Raw genomic sequence first — 23,039 nt, 5'->3', positions numbered from 1 at the left:
ATCGACGCTCCGTCCGGGGCCGTCGTGACCTGCAGCAGACATCTTTCGTGCCATGTGTGAACCCGCGTCACCCAGCCTCGCAGGGACGGCCACGGATAGTGACGCGTTTCGAACCGTCTGCGGTCCGAATCGCCCATGCGTGGTAGTGCGGGGATACCGAGGGGTACCAGTAGTTGAGGGACGGACCTGTATAAGTTTGACCCCAAGGAATATTTATCTGGGCCAAAACTCACTTTAAAGGAATCGGTTTCGTCCCGCGAAAGCGTCAGACGCATCACCGGTAGACGGTCACGATACTGGGACTGTTTATAAACCACGCTTGAATCAACGGGATTCCATTTCTGACTGACACTATTCCGGCCGTCGACCGGTGCCGTCTACGGCCGCCGGGCCGGCGGCGTCTCGAACTCCGCGCCACAGCCCCGACAGGCAACCGCTACCTGCAAGCCCGCGTCGAGTACGACGCGCATATCCTCGCCGCCACAGGTCGGGCAGGGCTCGGGAATCCGTACCGCGTCGCAGGCCGGGCAGACGAACGCCGGTTCGCCGCCGGCAGGGTCGAGGCGCACGTCGGCGTGGTCGCACTCCGGACACGGCAGCGGGAACCGGACGTCGGCGCTGTCCCGTGGCGCACCGAGCGCGACGGCGACGAGGACGTCGTCCCCGTCGTTCCTGCCCGACTGGAACTCGCCGGGGGCGAATCGGACGGCTTCGCCAGCACTCACGGTCACCTCTCGCCCGAGGCGCTGCTGGCCGTTCCCGTCTCTGCCTTCGACCGCAAGGTCGTCCCCCTCCAGCCCGTACGTCTCGAACGTCGCCTCGCCGTCGAGGACCAGGAACACCTCCTCCTGGTCGGCGTGGGCGTGGAGGCCGCTGGGGAACCCCTCCCCGGGCGGGATGCGGTAGTGGTTGCACGCGACGTCAGTCGTGCCGAGTGGCCCAGATAGACCGCGACGCTCGCCGTCCGGTCCGACTGCCTCCGGGTCCACGTCGTCCAGCGAGACTGTCTCCATGTCCCGTCGCTCGTCCGGCAGGGACAAATGCGTTCGTGGGCGACGACCGGTCGACCGGCCGCCCGCGTCACGGGGCCGAATCGAGCAGCCTTAACCGTCCGAACGCGATACGGACGGGTATGAGCGACTTCGAGGACCTGCCGGAGGGTTGGGTCGTGTGGAACGAGGAACCCGAGGGCCGGTGCGTGCTCGCGTACCGCCCCGACGTGTTCGACTCCAGCCAGTTCCCCGCGCCGTGTCTCCCGACGCTGTACCTGACCCGTGGCCGCAGGAACCATCGCCGCCCCGGCATCTCTCTCGACGACGCCCGCTCCGGCGACTGGTACGTCACCCTCTACCTCGAACCGGAGGTGGAACTGCAGGAGACCAACCGGTTCCCCGACCGCGAGGCCGGCGTCGAGGGGACCGTCGAACTCGCCCGCCGGTTCGCCGACGGCGAGGTCGACCCCGGCGACGTGTACCAGGTCCCGCGGGACGACTACGTCGCGAAACTGCGCGAACTGACGGGACAGTCTTAACCGAATCCCACTCCTACGGCGACCCATGTCGAAGGTCACGCTCATCGGGGCCCGTCTCGCCGACCCCGACCAGGAGTTCGTCTACGAGGGCGAGGCGAGCGCCTGTGACGGCTGTCCATATCGCAGTCAATGCCTCAACCTCACGGCGGGCGTCAAGTATCGGGTCACGGACGTCCGGCAGAACGCCCAGACGCTCGACTGTGCGGTCCACGACGAGGGCGTCCGCGCCGTCGAGGTAGAACCCGCGGCGGTCCGCGCGAACGTGCCGTCCCGGCAGGCCTACGCCGGGAGCAAGGTCGAACTCGCCGGGCCCTGCCCGCACACCGACTGCCCGAGCCACCAGTTCTGCGAACCGGACGGAGCGTCGCTCACCGAGGAGCACCGCATCGCCGAGGTCGTCGGCGACCCGCCCCACGACTACTGTCACCTCGACCGCGACCTGACGCTGGTCGAGTTCGCGCCGGACGAGGACGCATGACCGGCGGGAACGGCCCGCCCGACCCGACCGACGTGGACGACGACCGGGCCGCCCCGGACGACGCCCCGCCGGACTCGCTCTCCGACCGCGAACCGACGCCCCCGGAGGACGTCCTCGCGGCCGGCCTATCGCCGATGCTCTCGCTCGCCCGACAGGGCACCGGCGCGGTCGGACTCCCCGAACCCGGCGTCCTCGCCGACGACGTGTTGAGTCGCCCGCGCGAGGAGCGCTTCCGGGAGACCGCGAGCGAGTACGCCGACCGGTTCGGCGTCTCGCTGTCCGACCCCGACGCGCTCGGAACCCTCGGCGAGGACCTGCCGGTGGACGACCCGCTGGAGACGGTCGTCCGAACCGTCGTCCGGAACGCCGGCCGGTGGCAGGGGCAACTGCTCGCCCAGTTGCTCGCCGAACCGGACGACCCGGAACCCTACCTCGGACTGGCCATCTTGCTGGAGCGACTGGAACGTGCTGCACTCGACGCCCGGCAGGCCCGCGAGACGGGCGACGGCGACCTGGCGCACCTGCTCTCGACCGGCCTCGCCGTCCTCGCACGCCTCGTCGCCCTCGTCGAGTCCGAGAGCGCGGTCGTCGACGACGAGGTGTACCGCGACGTCGTCGCCGCCAGCTACCACCTGGAGGTCGCCACCGGGTCCGACCCGGCGTTCGACCCCGACGCCCGCTCGGACGCCGACTGTCGACGCATCGTCCGCCTGCAGGCCGCCATGCTCGCGTTCGACACGTTCGACCGGCCCGCAGACGAGGTCGCCGCGCTGACCGGCGTCCAGACGGAGGCGTTGCTGGCAGCTATCGGGCGACGCGACGAACTGTAGGCGTCGACGGCGCGACCGGCTCAGCCGACCGTCCCGATCCGTTCTGCGGCGTAGCCGAACACGTCCTCGTAGCCGTAGGAGGAGAGCAGGACGGGATAGAACGGCTCCTCGGCGAGGACGCCCTCGCCGTCGACGGCGGCGTACGTCTCGCCCGCCTCGACCGGGGCGAAGTTCGAGGCGAACACCTCGTACTCGTCGGCCCTCGTCTTGGGGATGCGCCTCGTCAGTCGGAACACCGGCGTCCGCCGGGACGGGGCGATTCCCGGCAGGACGCCCGTCGCCATCAGGAACCCGAGCACCAGTCGGTAGGCGTTCCACGCCGCGTCCTCGGTGCCCTGCAGTCCGCACTCCACCTCGACGGTCTCCGGGACGGCCTTGAAGATGCGTCCCTCGACGAACCGCCCGGTCTCGACGACCGACGCGACGGGCAATCGCGGACAGATCTCCCGGGCGAAGTCGTCGACGCCGTCGACCACGGCAAACGGTTCGTCGTGGGACTGCGTCGAGTGCATCGCCAGCGTTCGACACCCCTCCAGTTCGTGCGCGAGGTCGTACGCCAGGCGCTTCTCGTGTGTCTCACCGTCCGGGTAGCCCGGGAACGCCCGGTTCAGGTCCTCCTCGACGTACCGGACGCCACGCTCCAGTGCCTCCTCGTTCGCGACCACGAGTTTGACCGGCCGCTCGACCGCCGGCCGGTCCCCGAGCAGTCGCTCGATGGCTCGTACACCGCAGGGTTCGTCGCCGTGGACCGCGGCCACGACGGCGACGTCCGCACGCCCATCCCCCAGCTTCGTCACCTGCATTCGTCACGTCTCATGGGTCGAGGGGAGTAAAACCGTTCGAACCGCTTCGCCGGTTGGCGGGCCCACACCCCCCGTCCCGACCATGGTCGGCCGGGGGCTGATAGGGCGATACACACACAAAACGCCCAGAGGCTATACAACCGATGGCGTTGGCCGACCAGACACCGGGAACGAGACTGACGCTGGAACTGTGGCACCCGAACTGCTGGGCGATCGAAGCGACGGGCCGACGAACAGGCGGCGTCCTCGCCCACGCGATCTACGACTCTCCCCAGACCGACGTCCGAACGGCCAACACCGTCAACGGACTGTTCACCGCCTACGGCTCGACGGAGCGTGAGGTCGAGCGGCTGCTCGACGCCATCCGCGAGACGGACCACGCCGGCGAGGTCCAGGAGCTGCAACAGCGCTTCGGCCGCGCACGCAACGCGCCGGGCAACGTCGTCCGGGAGTTCTTCCTCGAGTACGACCCGAACGACATGGTCTGCCCGACGCTGCTCCAGCACGGCTTCGTCCACAGCGCGCCGGTCCGCATCGAGGACGGCCGCGAGGAGTGGCAGGTCGGCTTCGCCGGCGAGCGCACCGAAATCCAGGAGCAACTCGACTGCGTCCGCGAGGAGGCCGACGCGGAGGTGTCGGTCTCCGCCATCACATCGTCGGACTCCGGAACCAAGTTGCCCCGCGAGCAGCGGTTCGACACACTCACCGCCGCACAGCGCAAGGTGTTCGAGCACGCCCGCGAGGCCGGCTACTTCGAGTGGCCCCGTGGCACGTCGACCCGCGAACTCGCCGACGACCTCGACATCTCGAAGACGACGCTGCTCGAACACCTGCGCAAGGCAGAGGCGAAGCTGCTCGACCCGTAGCGGCCGGGACGCCGGCGCGGCTCGTGGTCCCGTTTCTCACCGACAGCTGTCGACCACGAGCCGTCGGACTGGTCGGTGTCCCCCGTTACAGCAGCACGTCCTCGACCGGTCGCCGGGGCGTTCGGGCCGGGTCCGGTTCGGCGGACCCGAGACGACCGGTGACCGCTCACCGCCCCACAACGGCCCGCAGCGCGAACAGTGCGTTCGACTTGCGCTCCCGCACCCGCCGGTAGAAGTACGAGAACCACTTGCCGCCGTAGGGGACGTACTGCCAGACCTCGACGCCGTCGGCCGCGAGGCCGAACTGCGCCTCCTCGCGCACGCCCATGAGCATCTGGACCTCGTAGGGAGTGCCGTGCTCGGCGTGCAGCTCGGCGGCGTACTCGATCATCGCGGGGTCGTGGCTGCCGACCGCGACACCGTCGTCGAACGACTCGAACATGAACGCGAGGAGGTCGCGGTACACCTCGTCGACCTTCGCCTTCTTCCGGTAGGCGATCTCGGCGGGCTCGTCGTAGGCACCCTTCACCAGGCGGACCTTCCCGGGGAGGTCGGCGAGCCGTTCGAGGTCCTCCCGGGTCCGCTCGAGGTTCGCCTGCACGCAGACGCCGACGTTGCCGTCGGTCTCGCGGGCGTGGCGCTCGAACGCGTCGAGGGTCACGTCGGTCGTCGGGTGGTCTTCCATGTCGATCCAGACGAACACGCCGTGGGCGTCGGCCACCTCGACGATGCGGGCGAGGTTCTCGCGGAAGGCGTCGTCCGAGAGCGAGAGGCCGATTTGGCTGGGCTTCACCGAGATACAGGCGTCGAGGTCGTCGCCGGCGATGGTTTCGGCGAGGTCGACGTAGGCGTCCGCGTCGGCGTCCGCCTCGGCCCGGTCGTCGTAGTGCTCGCCGAGCAGGTTGAGGATGACGGCGACGTCGCGGCGGTTCAGCTCGCGGGCGTGCTGGACCGCCTCCGCCGGCGTCTCGCCGGCGACGAAGTTGTTGGCGATGGGTGGTATCATGCCACCTACTGCGCACTCGAACCCCCTATACGGGCACCCGACCAATTACTTCTGCCACCTGAGAAATGAATATATACCCCGAGTGAGAACGACACACATACGGAGAGATTATCATTACCACGTACCAAGGGGGCGTGGAGTCCCCGACCATGGTAGGTGAGGGGTTAACTTCACTCGAATATTTGTTCAGTACAGACCATGACACCGAACAGCAAGGGAGAGATGGACAGGAGAACAGTACTCAAGATCGGCGGCGGAGCGGGAGTGGTGACGCTTGCCGGCTGCATCAGCACGAACTCCGACGACGGCGGTGACGACACGGAGACCACCCAAGATGGTGGGGGTGGCGGTGACGGCACCCAGACGACTCAGGACGGCGGTGGTGGTGGCGGCACGACGTTCGAGATCGGGATGGTCGACTCGACGACCGGCTCGCTGTCCGCGTTCGGGCAACGCAACCAGCGCGGGAAGGACCTCGCGCTCGCGGCCGTCAACGAGGTCGGCGTGAAGGACGGCGAGCTCAGCATCATCGTCGAGGACTCCCAGTCCGAACCACAGGGCGGTGTCTCGGCGGCACAGAAGCTCGTGAACCAGGACGGCGTCCCGTTCCTCATCGGCGCGGTGGGCTCCGGCGTCTCGCTGGCAATCTACGAGAGCGTCGTTCAGGGGACCGACGTCGTCCAGCTCAGCCAGAACTCCACCGGCCTGAGCCTGACCGACTTCCCCGGACTGCTCCGGATGTCGCCGACGGGCCGCACGCAGTCGCTCGCGCTGGCGAACATCATGGCCGAGGACGGCCACGACAGCGTCGCGCTCACCTACGTCAACAACGACTACGGGCAGAGCCTCGCCGACGCGTTCGTCGAGAACTGGGACGGGGAGATCGCGTACAACAACTCCCACGACCAGGAGCAGCAGTCCTACTCGAGCGTCGTCTCGCAGATGAACAGCTCCGGCGCGGACGCCTGGCTGTTCATCACGTACCAGCCGGAGTTCACGACGATGGTCAACGAGATGTACTCTAGCGGGTACGAGGCGCCGATGTACGGCGCGGACTCCGTCTCCGGCACGGACGTCCTCGAGAACACGCCAGAGGGCAGCATGAACGGCATGAAGATCGTGGTCCCGTCCGCGCCCGTCGAGGAGGAGAACTACCAGCAGTTCGCCTCGACGTTCGAGGACGAGTACGGCGAGGCCCCGACCGTCTGGTCCGCCTACGCCTACGACTGCGTCATCAACGCGGCGCTGGCCATCCAGGCGGCGGACGAGTTCACCGGCGCGGCGCTCCAGGAGACAGTCCGCCGGGTGAGCGGCCCCGAGGGCGAGGAGGTCACCTCCTACGAGGCGGCCCACCAGATCCTCGCCGACGGCGGCGGCCCGGACGACGTCGACTACCAGGGCGTCAGCGGCCCCATCGACTTCGACGAGAACGGCGACCCGAAGGGGTTCCTGCAGATACTCGAGGTCCAGAACCACGACTACGTCGGCATCGGCTTCATCGAAGGCTAAGCCACCGATGCCCCTTCTCGAATATCTTGCCAACGGTCTGATATTCAGCAGCATCATCGTACTCGGGAGCATCGGGCTCTCGCTGGTGTACAGCATCGCGGACTTCGCGAACTTCGCCCACGGGGACACGATGACCATCGGGGCGTACACGGCGCTGCTGACCTTCGGCGCCGTCGGCGGCCTCGGCGGTGCGGTGCTCGGACTCCCGTTCGGTTTCTTCGTGGCGCTGCTCGCCGGCATCGCCGCCGCGGCCATCGTCGCCGTGCTCACGGAGAAGATCGTCTACGAGGCGATGGACGTCGGCTCCATCGGCCTGCTCATCACGTCCATCGGGGCCGCGTTCATCTACCGGGCCATCGTCCAGATCCGCTTCGGCGCGGACTTCACCCGGTACGACGTGCAGACGCTCCGCCCCATCGAGTGGCTCATCGCGTACGACGTCCGCATCACCGAGCACGACGTCGCAATCGTGCTCTCGGCGGCCATCCTCGTCACCGGGCTGCACCTCATGCTGCAGTACACCGACCTCGGTCGCAAGATGCGTGCGATGGCCGACAACCCCGAGCTCGCCCGCGTCAGCGGCATCCGGACCGCTCGGGTGAAGCTCTGGACGTGGGTCATCGGGGCCGGGCTGGCCGGTGCCGGGGGCGTCTTCCTCGGCCTGTTCAACCAGCTCTCGCCCCGGATGGGTTTCTCGCTGCTGCTGCTCATCTTCGCCGCCGTCATCCTCGGCGGCATCGGTTCGGTGTACGGCGCGATGCTCGGCGGCTTCCTCATCGGGATGGTCCACGAGCTGATGCCCATCCTGACCGACTACGGCATCCCCATCGGCACCGAGTACGCCGAGGCGGTGGTGTTCGTCATCATGGTCGCCGTGTTGCTGCTCAGACCGAACGGAATCATGGGGGAGGCGACCTGAGATGAGCTGGCTCAGCGACCCCACCGACGAGTTCGCCGACCTGACTCGCGCCGAGCAGGGCGTCTCCCTGTTCATCGTCGGGTTCGCGCTGTTCCTCGTGTTCGGCCTGCTGACCGGCGGGCTGAACCCGTCGTACTTCCTGTTCCTGCTCGGGCTCGCCAGCATGTACGCGCTGCTGTCGCTCGGGCTGAACTCCCAGTGGGGGTTCACCGGACTCATCAACTTCAGCGTCGCCGCGTTCTTCGGCATCGGTGCGTACGGCACCGCGCTGATGAGCGCGAGCTCCTCGCCCATCGCGGGCGGGTTCAACCCGATGGTCGGGCTGGTCGTCGCGCTCGTCGTGGCGGCCGTGCTCGCGATCGCCATCGGCGTCCCGACGCTGCGCTTGCGGGCGGACTACCTCGCCATCGCCTCGCTCGGGTTGGCCGAGGTCATCCGCCTCATCGTGCTGAACGAGCAGGGACTGACGAACGGCAGTGCGGGCGTCCGTGGCATCCCCAGCTTCTTCGAGGGGTGGCCGGTGCTCGCGACCTTCCCACAGTCGATGCCCGAGACGACCATCGACCTCGTGCCCGGCGGTTCGGTCACGATCTCGCTGCCGTTGGTCGACATCGGCATCACGTTCGGCCAGGACATCGTGCTCGGCACGCCGTTCTGGCGGGCGCTGCTGAACGTCTCGCTCGTCCTCGTGTTCCTCGGCGTCAGCTACGCTGTGCTCCGGCGCGTCCATCGCTCGCCGTGGGGTCGCGTGCTGCGGACCATCCGCGCCGACGAGGACCTCGCCCGGGCGCTCGGCAAGAACACGTACTCGTTCAAGATGCAGTCGTTCGTGCTGGGTAGCCTCGTGATGGCGCTGGCCGGCGTGTTCTACGCGCACCTGAACCTGTACGTCAGCCCGGGCGACCTCGACCCCATCACGACGTTCTACGTCTGGGTCGCGGTCATCCTCGGCGGCAGCGGCTCGAACCGCGGCGCGCTGTTCGGCGGCTTCGTCGTCGTCGCCATCCGCGAGGGGACCCGGTTCCTCAACGAGGTCTCGCTGTCGTTCGACGTGGGCGCGACCGAGGTCGTCCTCTCGCTCGCCGGCATCGGCGGCCCCCTGCGGCTGCTGCTCATCGGGATCATCATCATCCTCCTGATGCGCTTCCGGCCGGAGGGCCTGCTGCCGCCACAGCGCGAGCTAATCTGGCCGGGCACGGTCGACGAGGTGCCGGAGGGCCCCGACGTCGGTGTCCGCGAGGCACGGGGTGGTACCGATGAGTGAAGGTGCCACCTCCATGCGCGAGCGCCACGAGGGCGCCGACATGGAGAAGGAGGACGTCGTCCTCCGCGTCGACGACCTGCAGAAGCGCTTCGGTGGCCTCGTGGCGACCGACCACGCGACCTTCGAGGTCGAACGCGGCACCATCACCGGGCTCATCGGCCCGAACGGCGCCGGCAAGTCGACCATCTTCAACCTCATCTCGGGCTTCTACGAGCCCGACGGCGGTCGCGTCGAGGTCAACGGTGTCGACGTGACCGGCCGGGAGCCGTACGAGGTCGCCGAGGCGGGCCTCATCCGGACGTTCCAGACCCCGCGCAAGCTCGAGGGCATGACCGTCCGCGAGGCGATGCTCGTCGGCCCGCGCGAGCAGCCCGGCGAGTCGTTCGTGAAGCTGTTCACCTCGGCCGACGAGGTGGCTGCAGCCGAGTCGGCCAACATGGAGGAGGCCCAGCGCATCCTCGAGGAGTTCGAGATCGACCACCTCGCGACCCAGCCCGCGACCGACATCTCGGGCGGGCAGATGAAGCTGGTCGAACTCGCCCGGGCGATGCTCGCCGACCCCGAGATACTGCTGCTCGACGAGCCGGTCGCCGGCGTCAACCCGACGCTGCGCAACGACCTCGCCGAGCAGATTCGGCGGCTCAACGAGCAGGGAACCACGTTCTGTATCATCGAGCACGACATGGAGTTCGTCATGGAGCTCGCCGACCCCATCGTCGTGCTGAACCAGGGGAACGTGCTGATGGAGGGCCCGCCGGACGCGGTGCAGACCGACGAGCGCGTCATCGACGCCTACCTCGGAGGTGACGCATGAGCGGAACGCCCGTCCTCGAACTCGCCGACGTCGACAGCGGCTACGGCGAGGTCCAGGTGCTCACCGACCTCTCCCTGCATCTGAACGAGAACGAGATCGTCTGCCTCATCGGCCCGAACGGCGCCGGCAAGTCGACCGTGCTGAAGACGGCCTTCGGCTTGCTGACGCCGTGGACCGGCTCGGTGACCTACCACGGCACCCAGATCGGCGGGATGGCCCCCGAGGACATCGTCCGCGAAGGCATCGGCTACGTCCCGCAGACGGACAACGTGTTCGGGTCGCTGACCATCGACGAGAACCTCCGCATGGGCGGCGTCGCCCGGAAGAGCGGCCTCGACCGGGTCATCGGGGAGCTGTACGACCAGTTCCCGCTGCTCGACGAGCGCCGGAAGTCGAAGGCACGGACGCTCTCCGGCGGCCAGCGCCAGGTGCTCGCGTTCGCCCGGGCGCTCGTGATGGAGCCCGACGTGCTCCTCATCGACGAGCCGTCGGCCGGGCTCGCGCCGAACACCGCCGACGAGGTGTTCGGCCACGTGCAGGACGTGAACGAGCTCGACACGGCCATCCTCATGGTCGAACAGAACGCCAAGAAGGGCCTGGGCATCTCCGACCGCGGTTACGTGCTCGACCAGGGCACCGTCCGGTTCGAGGACGCCGCCGACGAGCTCCTCGACAACGAGGAGGTCTCGAAGCTCTACCTTGGCGCGTAACACCCGCCGCGTTCATCCCCCGCTTCCCCACCAGTGACCGACATCCGACGCTACGTCTTCGCGCTCGCACCGCTCGCAGCCGCCGCGCTGTGGGGCGGAATGTACGTCGTCAGCAAGTGGAGCTTCGGCAGCATCCCGCCGCTCACGCTCGGCTTCCTGCGGGTGGTCGTCGGCGGGGCGGTCCTCCTGCTCGTTCTCGACGCCGGGGGCACCGGCTCGACCGTCGAGCGCGCCGACTGGCCCACGTTCGCCGCGCTCGGTGGCTGGGTCACCCTCACCAACGCCACGCAGTTCGTCGGCACGGAGCTGACCACGGCGAGCGAGGCGTCGCTGCTGACGGTGCTGACGCCCGTCGCCACCGTCTTCCTCGGCGCCGTCGCGCTGGGCGAGCGCGTCACCCCGGCGAAGGCCGCCGGCATCGCCATCGCGCTGGCCGGCACCGTCGCCGTCGTCGCCGGCCAGTACGACCTCGGTGCGCTCGGCTCCGGGAGCCTCCTCGGCGTCGCGCTCCTGCTCGCCGCGAGCGTCGCCTGGGCCGCCTACACGGTTCAGGGCGTCCGCGTCGTCCGTCGCTACTCGGCGCTGACCGCCGCGACGTACGCGACCGTCGCGTCGGTGCCGATGCTCGGCGCGCTGTCGGCCGTCGAACTCGCCGGGACGCCCGGCGGGCTGGCGTCGCTCCCGACCGACGCTACGTCCGTCCTCGCCGTGCTCTACCTCGGCGTCGGCGCCACCGCGACGGCGTGGTACCTCTGGTACAAGGGCCTCGAGTACGTGCCCGCCGGGACCATCTCGGTGTTCTTCTTCGCCCAGCCTGTCGTCGGCGCGGCGCTCGGCGCGGCCCTGCTCGGCGAGACGCTCGGGCCCGGCTTCGCCGTCGGCGGCGCGCTGATGGCGCTCGGCATCTGGGTCGTGAGCCGCGAGCGGGACGGAGACGGCGATGAGGAGTCCACCACGGCCTGACCGGCACGCCCTTGTGATCCACGTGCGAAGGATGGCTGGCGAATGAACCGCCGAGCCGTGCTGGAGTCGGTCACCGGCGTCGTCGGCCTCACGAGCGACTGTCTGGGGCCGGTGGGTCCGGAACGGAGCGCGTAACGGGAGAAATAGACGTCGCGTTTCGAACCGAGGCGAGCCGGAGCGACGACATCACGTTCCGGCTGGTCGACGCCGACGGGCGACTCGCCGTCGAGGAGACCTGTGAGGACGCCTGAACCGGCGGTGGGCGACGGGCCGCTCAGTCCAGCCCCTCGGCGTACTCGAAGTCCCGCTCGCGCGCGGTCGGGAACTCTCCGTCCAGTTCGATCTGCCAGCCGTGCAGCACCCCGGGGTCCTCCAGTGCGTTCGTGAGCGTCGTCCGTACGTCGAGCACGTCGACGCCGTAGTAGTCCGGCGGGACGCCCTGGAGATACTGGAGCGCGGTCCCGAACAGGCTGCGCATCCCGCCGTCGTCCTCGAAGTCGAAGTGCTTGTACGCGCCGGCGGCCACCTGCACCATCCCGTGGAGGAACTTCGACTCCAAAGAGCCGCTGCCGTAGTTGTACCATTCGGCCTCGAAGCAATCGTGCGATTCGTGGTAGTCGCCGGAGTTGTAGAGTCTGACGCCGTGGACCAGCGCGCGCCGGAGCGTCGCGTGCTCCCAGACGCCGTCGGCCGGTCGCCACCCCGTCGGGCTCCCACTTTCGGGCGGGGCGACCGACGAGTCGCGCGTGTGGTCGTCCATCGACGGGTCGTATGGGTGCCGACCGGGTAACGCTTCGGACTCGCCGGAGCACGGTTCGGAAGCGACAGCGCGCACCGTGGTTCGCAACGTTTTACCTCCCCCACCGTCGAACTCTACCTGCGTGCGAGGGTAGCCAAGCCTGGAAACGGCGGCGGACTCAAGATCCGCTCCTGTAGAGGTCCAAGGGTTCAAATCCCTTCCCTCGCATGCTGGCACGAACGAACGAGAGTGCCAGAATGCACGAGGGGAGGATTTGAGCCAGGGAGCAGGTTCCCTGCGACCGAGGTTCAAATCCCTTCCCTCGCATCGCCTCCGGGGCGAACCCCGGACGATGCGGCAAGACGGAGCGTCTTGCCCTCGCAAACCCTTCACTTCACTGCCCCCGCCTCGCCAGCGACGGCCACGGACTCCGACGCCGCTCCTGTAGAGTCGCCGTGAGCGAAGCGAACGGCGGCTCGGAAGGCGGTGCGTGAGCATCGCGAACGTACCGCCTTCCGGTGGTCCAAGGGTTCAAATCCCTTCCCTCGCATGCTGGCACGAACGAACGCGAGTGCCAGAATGCACGAGGGGAGGATTTGAGCCAGGGAGCAGGTTCCCTGCGACCGAGGTTCAAATCCCTTCCCTCGCATCGCCTCCGGGCGAATCCCGGACGATGCGGCAAGACGGAGCGTCTTGCCCTCGCAAACTCTTCACGTCACGGGCCCAGATTCACCAGCGACAGCCACGGACTCCGACGCCGCTCCTGTGTATCCGGCCGGCCGTCGAACCGGGGAACCGGAGGGCCTTTTTGCAGGGCGCTCCCGAGTTCGGGCATGACCGACTACGACGACCGTGCCCACCTCGTCGAGCGTGCGGCGCGGTCCGGGGCGGCGGTCGCCGCCGCGCACTTCCGGACCGACATCCCCGTCGAGGAGAAAGACGGGAAGACCGACGTGGTCACGCAGGCAGACCGGGACGCCCAGGCGGAGGTCGTCTCGACCATCCGGGACGAGTTCCCCGACGACGCCATCGTCGGCGAGGAGGAGGACGAACGCAAGACCGTTCCCGGGTCGGGGGCGGCGTGGGTCATCGACCCCATCGACGGGACGAACAACTACGTCCGGGGCATCCACGTCTGGGCGACGAGCGTGGCGGCCGTCGTCGACGGCGAACCGGTAGCCGCGGCGACCGTCATGCCGGCACTCGACGACGTCTACCTCGCCGACGACGGTCGCGTCACGTTGAACGGGACGGAACTGACGGTCAGCGACGTGACCGACCCGGACCGGGCCGTGGTCTGTCCGACCATCTGGTGGGGCCCCGACCGTCGCGACGAGTACGCCACCGCGTGTCGGGAGATAGTCGAGCGGTTCGGCGACATGCGTCGCGTCGGGTGTGCCCAGGCCACGCTCGGGATGGTCGCCGCCGGCGCGTTCGAGGCGACGGTGACCAACGTCGTGGCGAACCCCTGGGACACGGTTGCCGGCGTCCACATGGTCCGGCAGGCGGGCGGCACGGTCACCGACCTCGACGGCGACCGCTGGACCCACGACAGTCGCGGCCTCGTCGCGTCGAACGGCGCGGTTCACGACGAGGCGCTGGCGGCGGCCCGGGCAGTCGAGGGGGTCCGGACCGACTGAGGAGGGTCGCGTTTTTCTCCCTGGGGGAAGACCACCGGCGTATGGAACTCGACGACACGGACCGGCAGATACTACGCATCCTGCAGGAGAACGCGCGGACGACGTTCAGCGAGATAGCGAGACGCATCGACATGTCGAGTGCCACGGTACACGACCGGGTCGGCAGACTGGAGGACGCCGGCATCATCCAGGGCTACCACGCGAAACTCGACCCCAAGGCCATCGGCCTGGGCATCTCGGCCATCATCGGCCTCAGGGTCGAGCAGGGACGAGAGCAGGACACGTTAGAGCGCCTGCAACACATCGAGGGCGTCCAGGAGGTCCACCTGACGACGGGCGAGTGGGACGTGATGGCCCGCGTGTACGCCGAGGACGCCGACGCACTCCGGGAACTGATGTTCGACCGCATCGCCCAGATGGACGGCTTCGCGCGCTCTCAGACCATGGTCATCCTCGGGACGCCCCACGAGTCCGAGGAGCTACCGGTCTGATCCGGTCCGGTCGGGAGTGAGTGGGCGGTGCCGGCGAGCGGAGAGACCAGAAGGGTAATAGCCCGTCCGTTCGCCCCTCGGAGTATGAGTGACCTGTTAGACCGCATCGGCGTCGCCCGGGCCTGGGCGGGAGCGGTGGGCCTGCTCGTCGCCGTCTTCGGCATCGGTTCGGTGCTGTTCCCGCGTGCGGTGTACGCGAACTTCGTCTGGCAGTACTTCTGGGGGCCGGTCTACGCCGACGCCCACAACTGGGAGTGTGCGGCGTGGGCCAACGGCGACCAGATACAGCCCGCAAACTGTGCGTCGGTGCCGGCAGACCTCGGGCCGGTCGCCGAACCCGGCTACACCGTCGTCTCCGAGATCGGCTACGCGCTCATCCTGCTGTTGATGCTGGTCGGCGTCGCCCTGCTGGTCGAGCGACTGCGCATCACGCGCTTCCGGGCGCTGTTCTACGGCCTGTTCCCGTTCATGCTGTTCGGCGGCACGCTCCGCGTCGTCGAGGACGTGAACGACAGGGCGCGCTTCGCCCGCGAGGTCGCCATCCAGAACGGCGTCTCGCCGGCCGAGGCTCCGTCGCCAATCTTCGAGTACCCGCTTAACACGTTGCTCATCAGCCCAATCATCTACTTCACCGTCTTCTTCATAGCGCTCGCGGCGGTCGTCGCGGCGGTCTACCTCGCCCGGAACGCCGTCGACCGGGACTTCGAGTACCCCCTGTTCGCCATCGGGACGGGCATCCTCGTCCTGAACCTCGCGTACTTCGCCTGGGCCGTCGTGACCCAGGACTACGTCTCGTTCTACCCCCAGGTGACCCTGGTCGTCCTGGTCGGTGCGACCGTCGCCACCGGCGTCACGTGGTACCTCATCGAGCGGTTCAAACCCGGCATCAACGCCGGGACGGGGCTGATGGGACTGGTCGTCCTCTGGGCGCACTCCGTCGACGGCGTCGCGAACTTCGTCGGCCTGAACCTGATGCCGACGCTGACCGGGGAGGCGAACCTCACGGGCAAGCACCCGGTCAACCGGTTCATCGTCGACGTCGCCGGGCAGTACCTGCCGGCGTACCTCGACGCGTTCCCGTTCCTGCTGGTCAAACTCGTCGCCGCGACGTTCGTCATCTACGTCTTCGACGAGACGGTCTTCGAGGACAGTCCGCGCTTTACGGTGATGCTGCTCGTCGCCATCGTCGCCGTCGGCCTCGGCCCCGGCACGCGGGACATGGTCCGGGCGACGCTGTACGTCTAGAGCGCGTCCAGCGTCTCCTTCGGGAAGTACCGACTCCCGCAGTCCGTACACTCCGCGACGACCACCACGTCGCTCTCGACCGGTACTGGTACCACGTCACCGGAGACGGTCGTCCGCGACAACGAACCGCCACAGGAGGCACAGGATAGATCGAACTCCGATACTGCCTCTCCCCCTTCCGCCGAAATGTCTGTCATGGTAGAAATTGACACACCATCCGTACAGAGGAGCGTATCCTCCTTAAAGTTACTGAACGGCCGAATTCGGCGCGAATACACCCGTCAGGCGGCCCTCACGGGTACGGGTGGTGCCGGCGGTTCGGCCGCGCCTCGAACCCGAGCGATTCGGGCACCTGCGCTGCCCGGTCGCCGAACGCCGGGTCGCCGGTGAACAGGGGTTGCGCGCCGGGGACGACCACCCGGACCGCCTCGAACCCGGCGGTCGCGACGTCCGGTGGCGTCACCCGGGCCGCGTAGGGCGTCAACCCCACGTCGGTCACGCGCTCGACCAGGGCGTCCACGGCCGCCTCGCCCGTCGGGGCGTCCGCCGGACCGACGCTCGACGCCGGGACTGGCCCACCGGCGTCGAGGAAGTCGCCCGCAGCCGACGGGAAGTCGGCGAAGGTGGCGATGGCGCTCGGGTCCTCGGCCGCCCCCGACCGGCCCATCGACCGGAGTTCCATCCAGTTCTGGAGAGCCTCCGCGAGCGCCGACCGCGCCGCGTCGACCGGGTCGAGTCCGGCGTCCGACCCGACGGCGAACCGGGGCCACTCCCCGCCCTCTCGGTGGACGGCGACCGAGACGACAGGCACGTCCACGTCCTGCGTGGTCAGGAGCGCCGTCGTCTGCAGGTCCTCGGCGCGGGCGCGTCGGACGAGCGTCCGGTAGTCCTCGTCCTCGACGCGCAGTTCCAGCGGTTCGAACGTCGAGTACCACGCCAGCATCGTCGCGTCGCGTTCGACCACCTCCGTGAGGCCGGCGACGAGCGCACCCGCCCCGGAACTCCCCAGTCCGAGTCCCGTCGTGATGGCCGTCGTATAGCGTTCCTCCGGCGGCGGGAAGTGGACGAGTTCGGCCGGAACCGGGACCTCAGCACCCGTCACGAGGTTCTCGCCGGTCGTCCAGGGAATCGGTTCGTCCGGGGCGACCGCCGGCGCGTCGGCCGGTCGGACCACGTCGTCCGGCGAGATGCCGCCCTCGACCATCCCCGGCGGCGCGCGTTCGAACGACGACGACCGGTAGACGGCCGCGCTGTAGCGCTCCAGCGCCTCGCCGACGGCCTTCATGAACGCGGCGTTCCAGTCGTCGTCGACGCCCGCCGCCTGCTTCGGGGCGCTCGCGTCCGAGAACACCTGCGTCTCCGCGTTCGTCGCCAGGTAGTACGGCGCCGGGAACGACTCCACCTCGCCGATGTCGCTCACCAGTCCGACCCGTGGGTCGAGGGTGCGCTCGGCCCGGTCGACGGCCTCGTCCAGCGTCACCTCCTCGTAGTCGTGGCGGAGGCCACCCTCGCGGTGGCCACAGCACCCCGGCACCGGGAGGAACTGCCGGTCCGCGTGTGGCAACTCGTGGACCCGACCGACCGGGTCGGCGTCGTCGGTCAGGACCGAGACGGCCTCGCGTCCGGCGACGGCCCCGGCGAGGCGGGCCGTCGGCGGGTCGGCCACGCCCCCGTCCGTCTCGCTCGCGTTCGACCCGACGCGGGCGCGCAGGCAGTCGAAACAGCCCCGTCCGGGTGCGAGTCCGGAGACGGCGGCGTCGACGCCGGCGACCTCGAACCCGCCGATGCCGCCGAGTTCGACCGCCAGCCACGGGCCGTCGGCCGCCTCGTTCGCCGTCCCGAACGACTCGTCGCCGACCCGCCCGACGACGACGGCGAGGTCCGCGCCGGCGATCCCCTCCGGCGTCGTCTCCTCGGGTTCCGCCGTCGCGTCCGCCAGCGCGGCCGCCACCGCCTCGGCGGCCGGTCCGTCACCCGCGATTCGTACGTCCATGCCACGGTTCTCTCGGGGCGGCGAGAAAAGTCCGACGACTCCGTCAGATGTGTTCCTCTTCGAGCACCCAGCCCAGCGCCCGCTTGTAGTACGTGAACATCTGCCTCACTCCCTCGTGTTTCATGTCCTCGTCGTCCAGTTCCTCCTTCAGAAACTCGTACTGCTCTCTGATCTCCGCTTCGCTTCGCATACCAGGGACGTCGCCTCCTGCCCGGAAGTGTCTTTCCTCGGTCGGTTCCCGTGCGTGGACCGGACGCCCGGGTCGAACCGGGGGTCACCCGTCGTGGCTCGTCCGAGCCTCGCAGACGTACGTTCCTGGTCGGTAGTCCGGTCGGAAGGTGCGACCGTCCGGGTGCCGAGTGGTATCCGTCCCTGTCGTTTCCACAACAACGCCTTTGCTACCATCTGTCGCAGTTAATAACGGAGATTCGTCATGAAAGCATTCGTAATGGACGGCATCGGGAAGACCACGGTCGTCGAGAAGGACCGACCGGAACCGGGACCGATGGACGCGATACTCGAACCGACGGCGGGCCTCGTCTGTACCTCGGACGTTCATACGGTCCACGGTGCCATCGGGGACCGGGAGAACCTCACGCTCGGACACGAGGTCGTCGGGACCGTCGACGAGGTCGGGTCGGAGGTCGAGCACTTCGAGGCGGGCGACCGTGTCGTGGTCGGGGCGATAACCCCAGACTGGAACTCGGAGGCCGCACAGGACGGCCATCCGTCCCAGTCGAACGAGGCCCTCGGCGGGTGGAAGTTCGCCAACGTCAAGGACGGGACGTTCGCCGAGTACGTCCACGTCAACGACGCCGACGGGAACCTCGCCCACATCCCGGACGGCATCAGCGACCACGAGGCGGCGTACACGACCGACATGATGAGTACCGGGTTCGCCGCCGCCGAGAACGCGGACATCCCACTCGGCGGCACGGTGGCCGTGTTCGCACAGGGACCCGTCGGCCTGATGGCGACACGGGGCGCGGCCCTCCAGGGCGCAGGCGAGATAATCGCGGTCGAGACCGTCGAGAACCGGAAGGAACTCGCACGGGAGTACGGGGCGGACCACGTCGCCGACTTCCAGGAGCGAGACCCAGTCGAGACCATCATGGACCTGACCGACGGCGACGGCGTCGACGCCGCCATCGAGGCCCTCGGGAGCGACGGGACGCTACAGGACTGCATCAGGGCGGTCAAGCCCGGAGGGACGGTGTCGAACGTCGGCTACCACGGGGAGGGCGAGTTCCGGCACATCCCCCGTGCAGAGTGGGGCGTCGGGATGGCCGAGATATCCATCGTGACGGACCTCTGTCCCGGCGGCCGGTTGCGCCTCAAGCGACTCCTCAGACTGCTCGAACGCGACCGGGTCGACCCGACGAAGATGACGACGCACGAGTTCGACTTCGACGATATTCAGGAGGCGTTCGACCTGATGGACACCAAGGAGGACGACATCATCAAACCCCTCGTCCACTTCGACTGAGGGGCCAGGCCCGGTCGACCCGTCGACCCCGGCCCGGGTCGGTGAACGGGTGTCTCCCGGCCCGCTACGAATCCGGCCGGTGACGCGAGTACGGGTCGACCCCGTACCACGAACGGCGGGCGACCCAGTTGCGTCGTACGGAAACCTTTTCTTCCCGGTGGGCGACGGTTCGACCAATGACTGCAGGGTGGTCACCGTGACGATGGAGGACCGCATCGAGGAACTCGAGGAACTCCGACGCGAGGCGCTTCTCGGCGGCGGTGAGGACCGCATCGACTCTCAGCACGAGAAGGGAAAGATGACCGCCCGCGAGCGCATCGAGTACTTCCTCGACGACGGGACCTTCCACGAGTTCGACCAGCTCCGCACCCACAACTCCCACAACTTCGGGATGGAGGAGAAGAAGATACTCGGCGACGGGGTCGTCACGGGCTACGGCGACGTCGACGGACGGAAGGTGTTCGTCTTCGCCCACGACTTCACCGTCTTCGGCGGGTCGCTCGGCGAGGTGTTCGCCGAGAAGATAACGAAGGTCATGGACATGGCGATGGAGGTCGGTGCGCCCATCGTCGGCCTCAACGACTCGGCCGGCGCGCGAATCCAGGAGGGCGTGAAGTCGCTCGCGGGCTTTACGAACATCTTCCACCGGAACCAGCAGGCCTCGGGCGTCGTGCCCCAGATATCCTGCATCATGGGTCCCTGTGCCGGCGGGGCGGTCTACTCGCCCTCCATCACGGACTTCATCTTCATGGTGCAGGACACGTCGCACATGTACATCACCGGGCCGGGCGTCATCAAGACGGTCACCGGCGAGGAGGTCACCCACGAGGAACTCGGCGGTGCCGGCACCCACACCAGCAAGACCGGCGTCGCGCAGTTCAACTGCGCCACCGACGAGGAGGCGCTCGACCGCATCCGCGACCTGCTCTCGTACCTCCCGTCGAACAACGTCGAGGACCCGCCGCGGGTCGAACCGTGGGACGACCCCGAGCGCCGGGACGACCAGTTGCTCGACATCGTCCCGGACAGCCCCCAGAAACCCTACGACATGGTGAACGTCATCGACGCCGTCGTCGACGAGGGCTCGTTCTTCGAGGTCGCGGAGGACTTCGCGAAGAACATCGTCGTCGGCTTCGGTCGTCTCGACGGCCGTAGCGTCGGCCTCGTCGCCAACCAGCCGCGGGTCAACGCCGGCACGCTGACCGTCGACGCGTCGATGAAGGGGTCGCGGTTCGTCCGCTTCTGTGACTCGTTCAACATCCCCATCGTGACGTTCGTCGACGTCCCCGGGTACATGCCCGGCACCGACCAGGAGCACCGGGGCATCATCCGCCACGGGGCGAAACTGCTGTACGCCTACTCCGAGGCGACGGTACCACTCCTGACGGTCATCACGCGGAAGGCCTACGGCGGCGCGTACTGCGTCATGGCGTCGAAGAACCTCGGCGCGGACGTGAACTACGCCTGGCCGACGGCGGAGATCGCAGTCATGGGCCCGCAGGGCGCGGTCAACATCCTCTACCGGGACGAACTGTCTGAGGCGGACGACCCCGACGAACTCCGTGACGAACTCATCGAGGAGTACCGCGAGGAGTTCGCCAACCCCTACACGGCGACGGACAAGGGCTTCCTCGACGACGTCATCGAACCGACGGAGACCCGGGCCCGCCTCATCGACGACCTGCACATGCTCAAGAGCAAGCGGGAGGACCAGCCCGACAAGAAACACGGCAACATCCCGCTATGACCGACCTGCTCAACGCGCTCGACGTGCCCGACGACGCCACCGCCGACGAGGCCGCCGCCATCGCTGCCGTCGTCGGTGCCCACCTCCGCGACCTCGAACGCGAGGCCGAGAGCGAGGCCGACGAGGAGACGTGGCAGGGCCGGAAGTGGGCCTACGCCGGTCGGCTCCGGGGGACTGTCGGTTGGAGCGCCCGTGTCCCCGACGGCGCGCCGACGAACGCCTGGGCAGCGTCCGGGCGCGTCGACCGGTTCTGACGGCGTCTACTTCTTCACGCGAATTTCCACCCGTCCGGGGTCGAGCGTGACCTTCGCGTCCGGCAAGAGCGTCCGGGTCACGCGCTCGAATCGGACCCCATCCTTTCGTTGGCGACGCAGTCCGTCGCCGGTTCACGATACCGAACGAGGGTCAGTACACGTTTTGGGTCATCGGCGGACGAGCGTTCGCGCTGGTGGCACGGACGGCGATGAATCGAGGCGCGTTCGAGGACGAGCTGTGGAGGCAGAATTTATGACAGGTCGGACTGAATGCGTGGTGTATGGCAACGAGCGACACTGGCGGCGACACTGGTGGAACGTTCATCGAGCGACTTGGCTATCGACTGTCGGCGTGGGTCGAACGGTGGATGCCGAGTCCGTTCCTGTTCGCGATCATCCTGACGTACATCGTGTTCGTCGCGGGACTGGTGACGACAGACGCAGGCCCGGGGGAACTCGTCGGGTACTGGTACGGCGGGTTCTGGGCGTTCCTCCAGTTCTCGATGCAGATGGTCCTCATCCTCATGACGGGATTCGTCGTCGCGTACCACCCGCGCGTGAATGCGGGCATCCAGCGCCTGACGCTACTCCCGAGCACGGGGAAGCAGGCCGTGGTGCTGGTCGCGGTCGTGACGATGCTCCTCGGGTGGGTGCACTGGGGACTCAGCCTCATCCTGGGTGCGATATTCGCGCGAGAGATGGGGAAGACCGCGCGCGAGGAGGGAATCGACGTCCACTACCCCGTACTCTGCGTCGCGGGATACATGGGACTCGGATTGACGTGGCACTGGGGGCTGTCCGCGTCCGCACCGCTTCTCATCGCCACCGAAGGGAACGAGTTCATCAGCCAGGGCGTTCTCGACGCTGTCGTTCCAGCGTCCGAGACCATCTTCCATCCCTACGCGCTGATACTCACCTTCGTCTCGATCGTGTACGCGTCGGCCGTCTTCTACCTGCTCACGCCGAGCGGCGAGGACGCACGCGGCATCTCGCACTACGTCGACGAGAGCGAACTCGAGACGGGCACGTCGGGTCCCTCGCCCGGCGAGGAGGTCGCCGACGGCGGCACGCCGGTCGCGTCCGAGACGGTTCCGGCCGACCGCATCAACAACAGTCGCGTCCTCGGCTTCATCATCGCAGTCACCGGTGTCGGCGTCGTCGTCTACCAGTTCATCCAGATGGGCATCAACGCACTCAGTCTGAACGTCGTCAACTTCGGGTTCCTGATGACCGGCGTCCTCATCTACCTGCGCCCACAGGTGTACCGCGACCGCTTCGGGGACGCAGCGACCGCGGCCGCCGGCATCATCCTCCTGTTCCCGTTCTTCGCGGGCATCCAGGGCATGATGGCGTCGTCCGGACTCGCCGAACTCGTCGCCCAGTCGCTCATCGACATCTCGTCGCCCGCGACGTTCCCCGTCGTCGCGTGGCTCTCCGGGGCGGTCGTCAACCTGTTCGTCCCCTCCGGCGGCGGCGAATGGATCGTGCTCGGTCCGTCCATCATCGGGGCCGCGCAGGACCTCGGCGTGCCCGTCGGGCAGGCGACGATCGCGTACGCGGTCGGCGACGCTCACACGAACCTCCTGAACCCGTTCTGGGCGCTCCCGTTGCTCGCGATCACGGGCATCAAGGCCCGCGAGATGTTCGGGTACGCCATCGCCATGCTGCTCGCGCTCATCCCGTTCCTCGCGGTGATCCTCTACGTGCTCCCGTACTGACCGCCCGGAACCCACCGAACTGACCGCCTTCGC

The 23,039-nt window shown here is 68.1% G+C and carries 24 protein-coding genes and 1 tRNA gene; 18 read left to right on the top strand and 7 right to left on the bottom strand.

Features of this window, described 5'->3' with window-relative positions:
- Window positions 1-377 precede the first annotated feature (377 nt).
- The gene (locus ACSC1W_RS09185) at window positions 378-1,013 is read right to left on the bottom strand and encodes a cupin domain-containing protein (RefSeq protein ID WP_435346855.1); all 636 of its coding nucleotides are present in this window, start codon (window positions 1,011-1,013) and stop codon (window positions 378-380) included.
- Between the two features lie 119 nt (window positions 1,014-1,132).
- Here ACSC1W_RS09185 and ACSC1W_RS09180 point away from each other — a divergent pair, with 119 nt between their 5' ends.
- From ACSC1W_RS09180 to ACSC1W_RS09170, 3 genes are read left to right on the top strand one after another with little or no spacing between them, the layout of a single operon-like run.
- Complete coding sequence (locus ACSC1W_RS09180; RefSeq protein WP_435346853.1) at window positions 1,133-1,531, top strand: DUF5820 family protein; 399 nt, start codon at window positions 1,133-1,135, stop codon at window positions 1,529-1,531.
- A 25-nt stretch (window positions 1,532-1,556) separates the two neighbouring features.
- Window positions 1,557-2,009, top strand: coding sequence for a UPF0179 family protein (locus ACSC1W_RS09175; protein WP_435346851.1), 453 nt, complete (start codon window positions 1,557-1,559; stop codon window positions 2,007-2,009).
- Entirely contained in the window at window positions 2,006-2,839 is an 834-nt protein-coding gene (locus tag ACSC1W_RS09170) for a hypothetical protein (RefSeq protein ID WP_435346849.1), read from the top strand. The genes ACSC1W_RS09175 and ACSC1W_RS09170 overlap by 4 nt, the downstream gene beginning before the upstream one ends.
- A 20-nt stretch (window positions 2,840-2,859) precedes the next feature.
- Here ACSC1W_RS09170 and ACSC1W_RS09165 read toward each other — a convergent pair whose 3' ends face one another.
- Entirely contained in the window at window positions 2,860-3,642 is a 783-nt protein-coding gene (locus ACSC1W_RS09165) for a M14 family metallopeptidase (protein ID WP_435346847.1), read from the bottom strand.
- Window positions 3,643-3,785: 143 nt separating this feature from the next.
- Here ACSC1W_RS09165 and ACSC1W_RS09160 point away from each other — a divergent pair, with 143 nt between their 5' ends.
- On the top strand, window positions 3,786-4,508 hold the full coding sequence (locus tag ACSC1W_RS09160; RefSeq protein ID WP_435346846.1) for a helix-turn-helix domain-containing protein: 723 nt from the start codon (window positions 3,786-3,788) through the stop codon (window positions 4,506-4,508).
- A 166-nt stretch (window positions 4,509-4,674) separates the two neighbouring features.
- Here ACSC1W_RS09160 and ACSC1W_RS09155 read toward each other — a convergent pair whose 3' ends face one another.
- On the bottom strand, window positions 4,675-5,514 hold the full coding sequence (locus tag ACSC1W_RS09155) for a proline dehydrogenase family protein (protein WP_435346844.1): 840 nt from the start codon (window positions 5,512-5,514) through the stop codon (window positions 4,675-4,677).
- A 198-nt stretch (window positions 5,515-5,712) separates the two neighbouring features.
- Between ACSC1W_RS09155 and ACSC1W_RS09150 the strand changes: the two genes are divergently transcribed.
- The 6 genes from ACSC1W_RS09150 to ACSC1W_RS09125 are packed head-to-tail and all read left to right on the top strand — an operon-like array spanning window position 5,713 to window position 11,693.
- A complete protein-coding gene (locus tag ACSC1W_RS09150) occupies window positions 5,713-7,023 on the top strand; it encodes an ABC transporter substrate-binding protein (RefSeq protein ID WP_435346842.1) in 1,311 nt (436 codons plus the stop codon).
- Between the two features lie 7 nt (window positions 7,024-7,030).
- Window positions 7,031-7,942, top strand: a complete 912-nt coding sequence (locus ACSC1W_RS09145; protein WP_435346840.1) for a branched-chain amino acid ABC transporter permease — start codon at window positions 7,031-7,033, stop codon at window positions 7,940-7,942.
- 1 nt (window position 7,943) lies between these two features.
- Complete coding sequence (locus tag ACSC1W_RS09140; protein ID WP_435346838.1) at window positions 7,944-9,206, top strand: branched-chain amino acid ABC transporter permease; 1,263 nt, start codon at window positions 7,944-7,946, stop codon at window positions 9,204-9,206.
- Window positions 9,199-10,020 (top strand): ABC transporter ATP-binding protein, encoded by an 822-nt coding sequence (locus ACSC1W_RS09135; RefSeq protein ID WP_435346836.1) that lies wholly within the window; start codon window positions 9,199-9,201, stop codon window positions 10,018-10,020. The genes ACSC1W_RS09140 and ACSC1W_RS09135 overlap by 8 nt, the downstream gene beginning before the upstream one ends.
- Entirely contained in the window at window positions 10,017-10,730 is a 714-nt protein-coding gene (locus ACSC1W_RS09130; protein WP_435346835.1) for an ABC transporter ATP-binding protein, read from the top strand. The genes ACSC1W_RS09135 and ACSC1W_RS09130 overlap by 4 nt, the downstream gene beginning before the upstream one ends.
- 33 nt (window positions 10,731-10,763) lie before the next feature.
- Window positions 10,764-11,693, top strand: a complete 930-nt coding sequence (locus tag ACSC1W_RS09125; RefSeq protein ID WP_435346833.1) for a DMT family transporter — start codon at window positions 10,764-10,766, stop codon at window positions 11,691-11,693.
- A 274-nt stretch (window positions 11,694-11,967) separates the two neighbouring features.
- On the opposite strand, the gene ACSC1W_RS09120 is transcribed toward ACSC1W_RS09125, so the two are convergent.
- Window positions 11,968-12,453 carry a DUF309 domain-containing protein gene (locus tag ACSC1W_RS09120; protein ID WP_435346831.1) on the bottom strand — a complete coding sequence of 162 codons (486 nt, stop codon included), beginning with the start codon at window positions 12,451-12,453 and terminating at the stop codon, window positions 11,968-11,970.
- A 123-nt stretch (window positions 12,454-12,576) separates the two neighbouring features.
- Here ACSC1W_RS09120 and ACSC1W_RS09115 point away from each other — a divergent pair.
- The 4 genes from ACSC1W_RS09115 to ACSC1W_RS09100 all read left to right on the top strand — a co-directional run bounded on the left by ACSC1W_RS09115 (window position 12,577) and on the right by ACSC1W_RS09100 (window position 15,808).
- A tRNA-Leu gene (locus ACSC1W_RS09115) sits at window positions 12,577-12,660 on the top strand.
- A 605-nt stretch (window positions 12,661-13,265) separates the two neighbouring features.
- A complete protein-coding gene (locus ACSC1W_RS09110; protein ID WP_435346829.1) occupies window positions 13,266-14,072 on the top strand; it encodes an inositol monophosphatase family protein in 807 nt (268 codons plus the stop codon).
- Between the two features lie 41 nt (window positions 14,073-14,113).
- A complete protein-coding gene (locus tag ACSC1W_RS09105) occupies window positions 14,114-14,563 on the top strand; it encodes an Lrp/AsnC family transcriptional regulator (protein WP_435346827.1) in 450 nt (149 codons plus the stop codon).
- Between the two features lie 84 nt (window positions 14,564-14,647).
- Entirely contained in the window at window positions 14,648-15,808 is a 1,161-nt protein-coding gene (locus ACSC1W_RS09100) for a DUF63 family protein (protein ID WP_435346825.1), read from the top strand.
- On the opposite strand, the gene ACSC1W_RS09095 is transcribed toward ACSC1W_RS09100, so the two are convergent.
- The 3 genes from ACSC1W_RS09095 to ACSC1W_RS09085 all read right to left on the bottom strand — a co-directional run bounded on the left by ACSC1W_RS09095 (window position 15,805) and on the right by ACSC1W_RS09085 (window position 17,991).
- Entirely contained in the window at window positions 15,805-16,005 is a 201-nt protein-coding gene (locus ACSC1W_RS09095) for a DUF7479 domain-containing protein (RefSeq protein WP_435346823.1), read from the bottom strand. The two genes, ACSC1W_RS09100 and ACSC1W_RS09095, sit on opposite strands and share 4 nt — an antisense overlap.
- A 95-nt stretch (window positions 16,006-16,100) precedes the next feature.
- Window positions 16,101-17,801 carry a YcaO-like family protein gene (locus tag ACSC1W_RS09090; RefSeq protein WP_435346820.1) on the bottom strand — a complete coding sequence of 567 codons (1,701 nt, stop codon included), beginning with the start codon at window positions 17,799-17,801 and terminating at the stop codon, window positions 16,101-16,103.
- Window positions 17,802-17,844: 43 nt separating this feature from the next.
- Window positions 17,845-17,991, bottom strand: a complete 147-nt coding sequence (locus tag ACSC1W_RS09085) for a DUF8555 family protein (protein WP_435346818.1) — start codon at window positions 17,989-17,991, stop codon at window positions 17,845-17,847.
- A 243-nt stretch (window positions 17,992-18,234) separates the two neighbouring features.
- Here ACSC1W_RS09085 and ACSC1W_RS09080 point away from each other — a divergent pair, with 243 nt between their 5' ends.
- The 4 genes from ACSC1W_RS09080 (at window position 18,235) to ACSC1W_RS09065 (ending at window position 23,006) form a co-directional block, all read left to right on the top strand.
- The gene (locus ACSC1W_RS09080; RefSeq protein WP_435346816.1) at window positions 18,235-19,287 is read left to right on the top strand and encodes an NAD(P)-dependent alcohol dehydrogenase; all 1,053 of its coding nucleotides are present in this window, start codon (window positions 18,235-18,237) and stop codon (window positions 19,285-19,287) included.
- 202 nt (window positions 19,288-19,489) lie between these two features.
- Entirely contained in the window at window positions 19,490-21,034 is a 1,545-nt protein-coding gene (locus ACSC1W_RS09075; protein WP_435347672.1) for an acyl-CoA carboxylase subunit beta, read from the top strand.
- Window positions 21,031-21,288, top strand: coding sequence for a DUF8022 family protein (locus ACSC1W_RS09070; protein ID WP_435346814.1), 258 nt, complete (start codon window positions 21,031-21,033; stop codon window positions 21,286-21,288). Before ACSC1W_RS09075 ends, ACSC1W_RS09070 begins: the two co-directional genes overlap by 4 nt.
- Window positions 21,289-21,569: 281 nt before the next feature.
- Window positions 21,570-23,006 (top strand): short-chain fatty acid transporter, encoded by a 1,437-nt coding sequence (locus tag ACSC1W_RS09065; RefSeq protein ID WP_435346812.1) that lies wholly within the window; start codon window positions 21,570-21,572, stop codon window positions 23,004-23,006.
- Window positions 23,007-23,039 lie beyond the last annotated feature (33 nt).

The organism is Haloarchaeobius marinus, assembly GCF_051207415.1.
Taxonomy (GTDB): domain Archaea; phylum Halobacteriota; class Halobacteria; order Halobacteriales; family Natrialbaceae; genus Haloarchaeobius.
The sequence above is the reverse complement of the archived record's forward strand: the minus strand, read 5'-3'. Positions and strand labels throughout refer to the sequence as shown.

Bases quoted from the DNA above. Each gene is read 5' to 3' on its own strand.
- ACSC1W_RS09160 (WP_435346846.1), top strand. From the start codon at position 3,786: ATGGCGTTGGCCGACCAGACACCGGGAACGAGACTGACGCTGGAACTG.
- ACSC1W_RS09170 (WP_435346849.1), top strand. From the start codon at position 2,006: ATGACCGGCGGGAACGGCCCGCCCGACCCGACCGACGTGGACGACGAC.
- ACSC1W_RS09075 (WP_435347672.1), top strand. From the start codon at position 19,490: ATGGAGGACCGCATCGAGGAACTCGAGGAACTCCGACGCGAGGCGCTT.
- ACSC1W_RS09110 (WP_435346829.1), top strand. From the start codon at position 13,266: ATGACCGACTACGACGACCGTGCCCACCTCGTCGAGCGTGCGGCGCGG.
- ACSC1W_RS09070 (WP_435346814.1), top strand. From the start codon at position 21,031: ATGACCGACCTGCTCAACGCGCTCGACGTGCCCGACGACGCCACCGCC.
- ACSC1W_RS09150 (WP_435346842.1), top strand. From the start codon at position 5,713: ATGACACCGAACAGCAAGGGAGAGATGGACAGGAGAACAGTACTCAAG.
- ACSC1W_RS09145 (WP_435346840.1), top strand. From the start codon at position 7,031: ATGCCCCTTCTCGAATATCTTGCCAACGGTCTGATATTCAGCAGCATC.
- ACSC1W_RS09130 (WP_435346835.1), top strand. From the start codon at position 10,017: ATGAGCGGAACGCCCGTCCTCGAACTCGCCGACGTCGACAGCGGCTAC.
- ACSC1W_RS09085 (WP_435346818.1), bottom strand. From the start codon at position 17,991: ATGCGAAGCGAAGCGGAGATCAGAGAGCAGTACGAGTTTCTGAAGGAG.
- ACSC1W_RS09120 (WP_435346831.1), bottom strand. From the start codon at position 12,453: ATGGACGACCACACGCGCGACTCGTCGGTCGCCCCGCCCGAAAGTGGG.
- ACSC1W_RS09065 (WP_435346812.1), top strand. From the start codon at position 21,570: ATGGCAACGAGCGACACTGGCGGCGACACTGGTGGAACGTTCATCGAG.
- ACSC1W_RS09175 (WP_435346851.1), top strand. From the start codon at position 1,557: ATGTCGAAGGTCACGCTCATCGGGGCCCGTCTCGCCGACCCCGACCAG.
- ACSC1W_RS09165 (WP_435346847.1), bottom strand. From the start codon at position 3,642: ATGCAGGTGACGAAGCTGGGGGATGGGCGTGCGGACGTCGCCGTCGTG.
- ACSC1W_RS09100 (WP_435346825.1), top strand. From the start codon at position 14,648: ATGAGTGACCTGTTAGACCGCATCGGCGTCGCCCGGGCCTGGGCGGGA.
- ACSC1W_RS09180 (WP_435346853.1), top strand. From the start codon at position 1,133: ATGAGCGACTTCGAGGACCTGCCGGAGGGTTGGGTCGTGTGGAACGAG.
- ACSC1W_RS09135 (WP_435346836.1), top strand. From the start codon at position 9,199: ATGAGTGAAGGTGCCACCTCCATGCGCGAGCGCCACGAGGGCGCCGAC.
- ACSC1W_RS09080 (WP_435346816.1), top strand. From the start codon at position 18,235: ATGAAAGCATTCGTAATGGACGGCATCGGGAAGACCACGGTCGTCGAG.
- ACSC1W_RS09095 (WP_435346823.1), bottom strand. From the start codon at position 16,005: ATGACAGACATTTCGGCGGAAGGGGGAGAGGCAGTATCGGAGTTCGAT.
- ACSC1W_RS09105 (WP_435346827.1), top strand. From the start codon at position 14,114: ATGGAACTCGACGACACGGACCGGCAGATACTACGCATCCTGCAGGAG.
- ACSC1W_RS09090 (WP_435346820.1), bottom strand. From the start codon at position 17,801: ATGGACGTACGAATCGCGGGTGACGGACCGGCCGCCGAGGCGGTGGCG.
- ACSC1W_RS09185 (WP_435346855.1), bottom strand. From the start codon at position 1,013: ATGGAGACAGTCTCGCTGGACGACGTGGACCCGGAGGCAGTCGGACCG.
- ACSC1W_RS09140 (WP_435346838.1), top strand. From the start codon at position 7,944: ATGAGCTGGCTCAGCGACCCCACCGACGAGTTCGCCGACCTGACTCGC.
- ACSC1W_RS09155 (WP_435346844.1), bottom strand. From the start codon at position 5,514: ATGATACCACCCATCGCCAACAACTTCGTCGCCGGCGAGACGCCGGCG.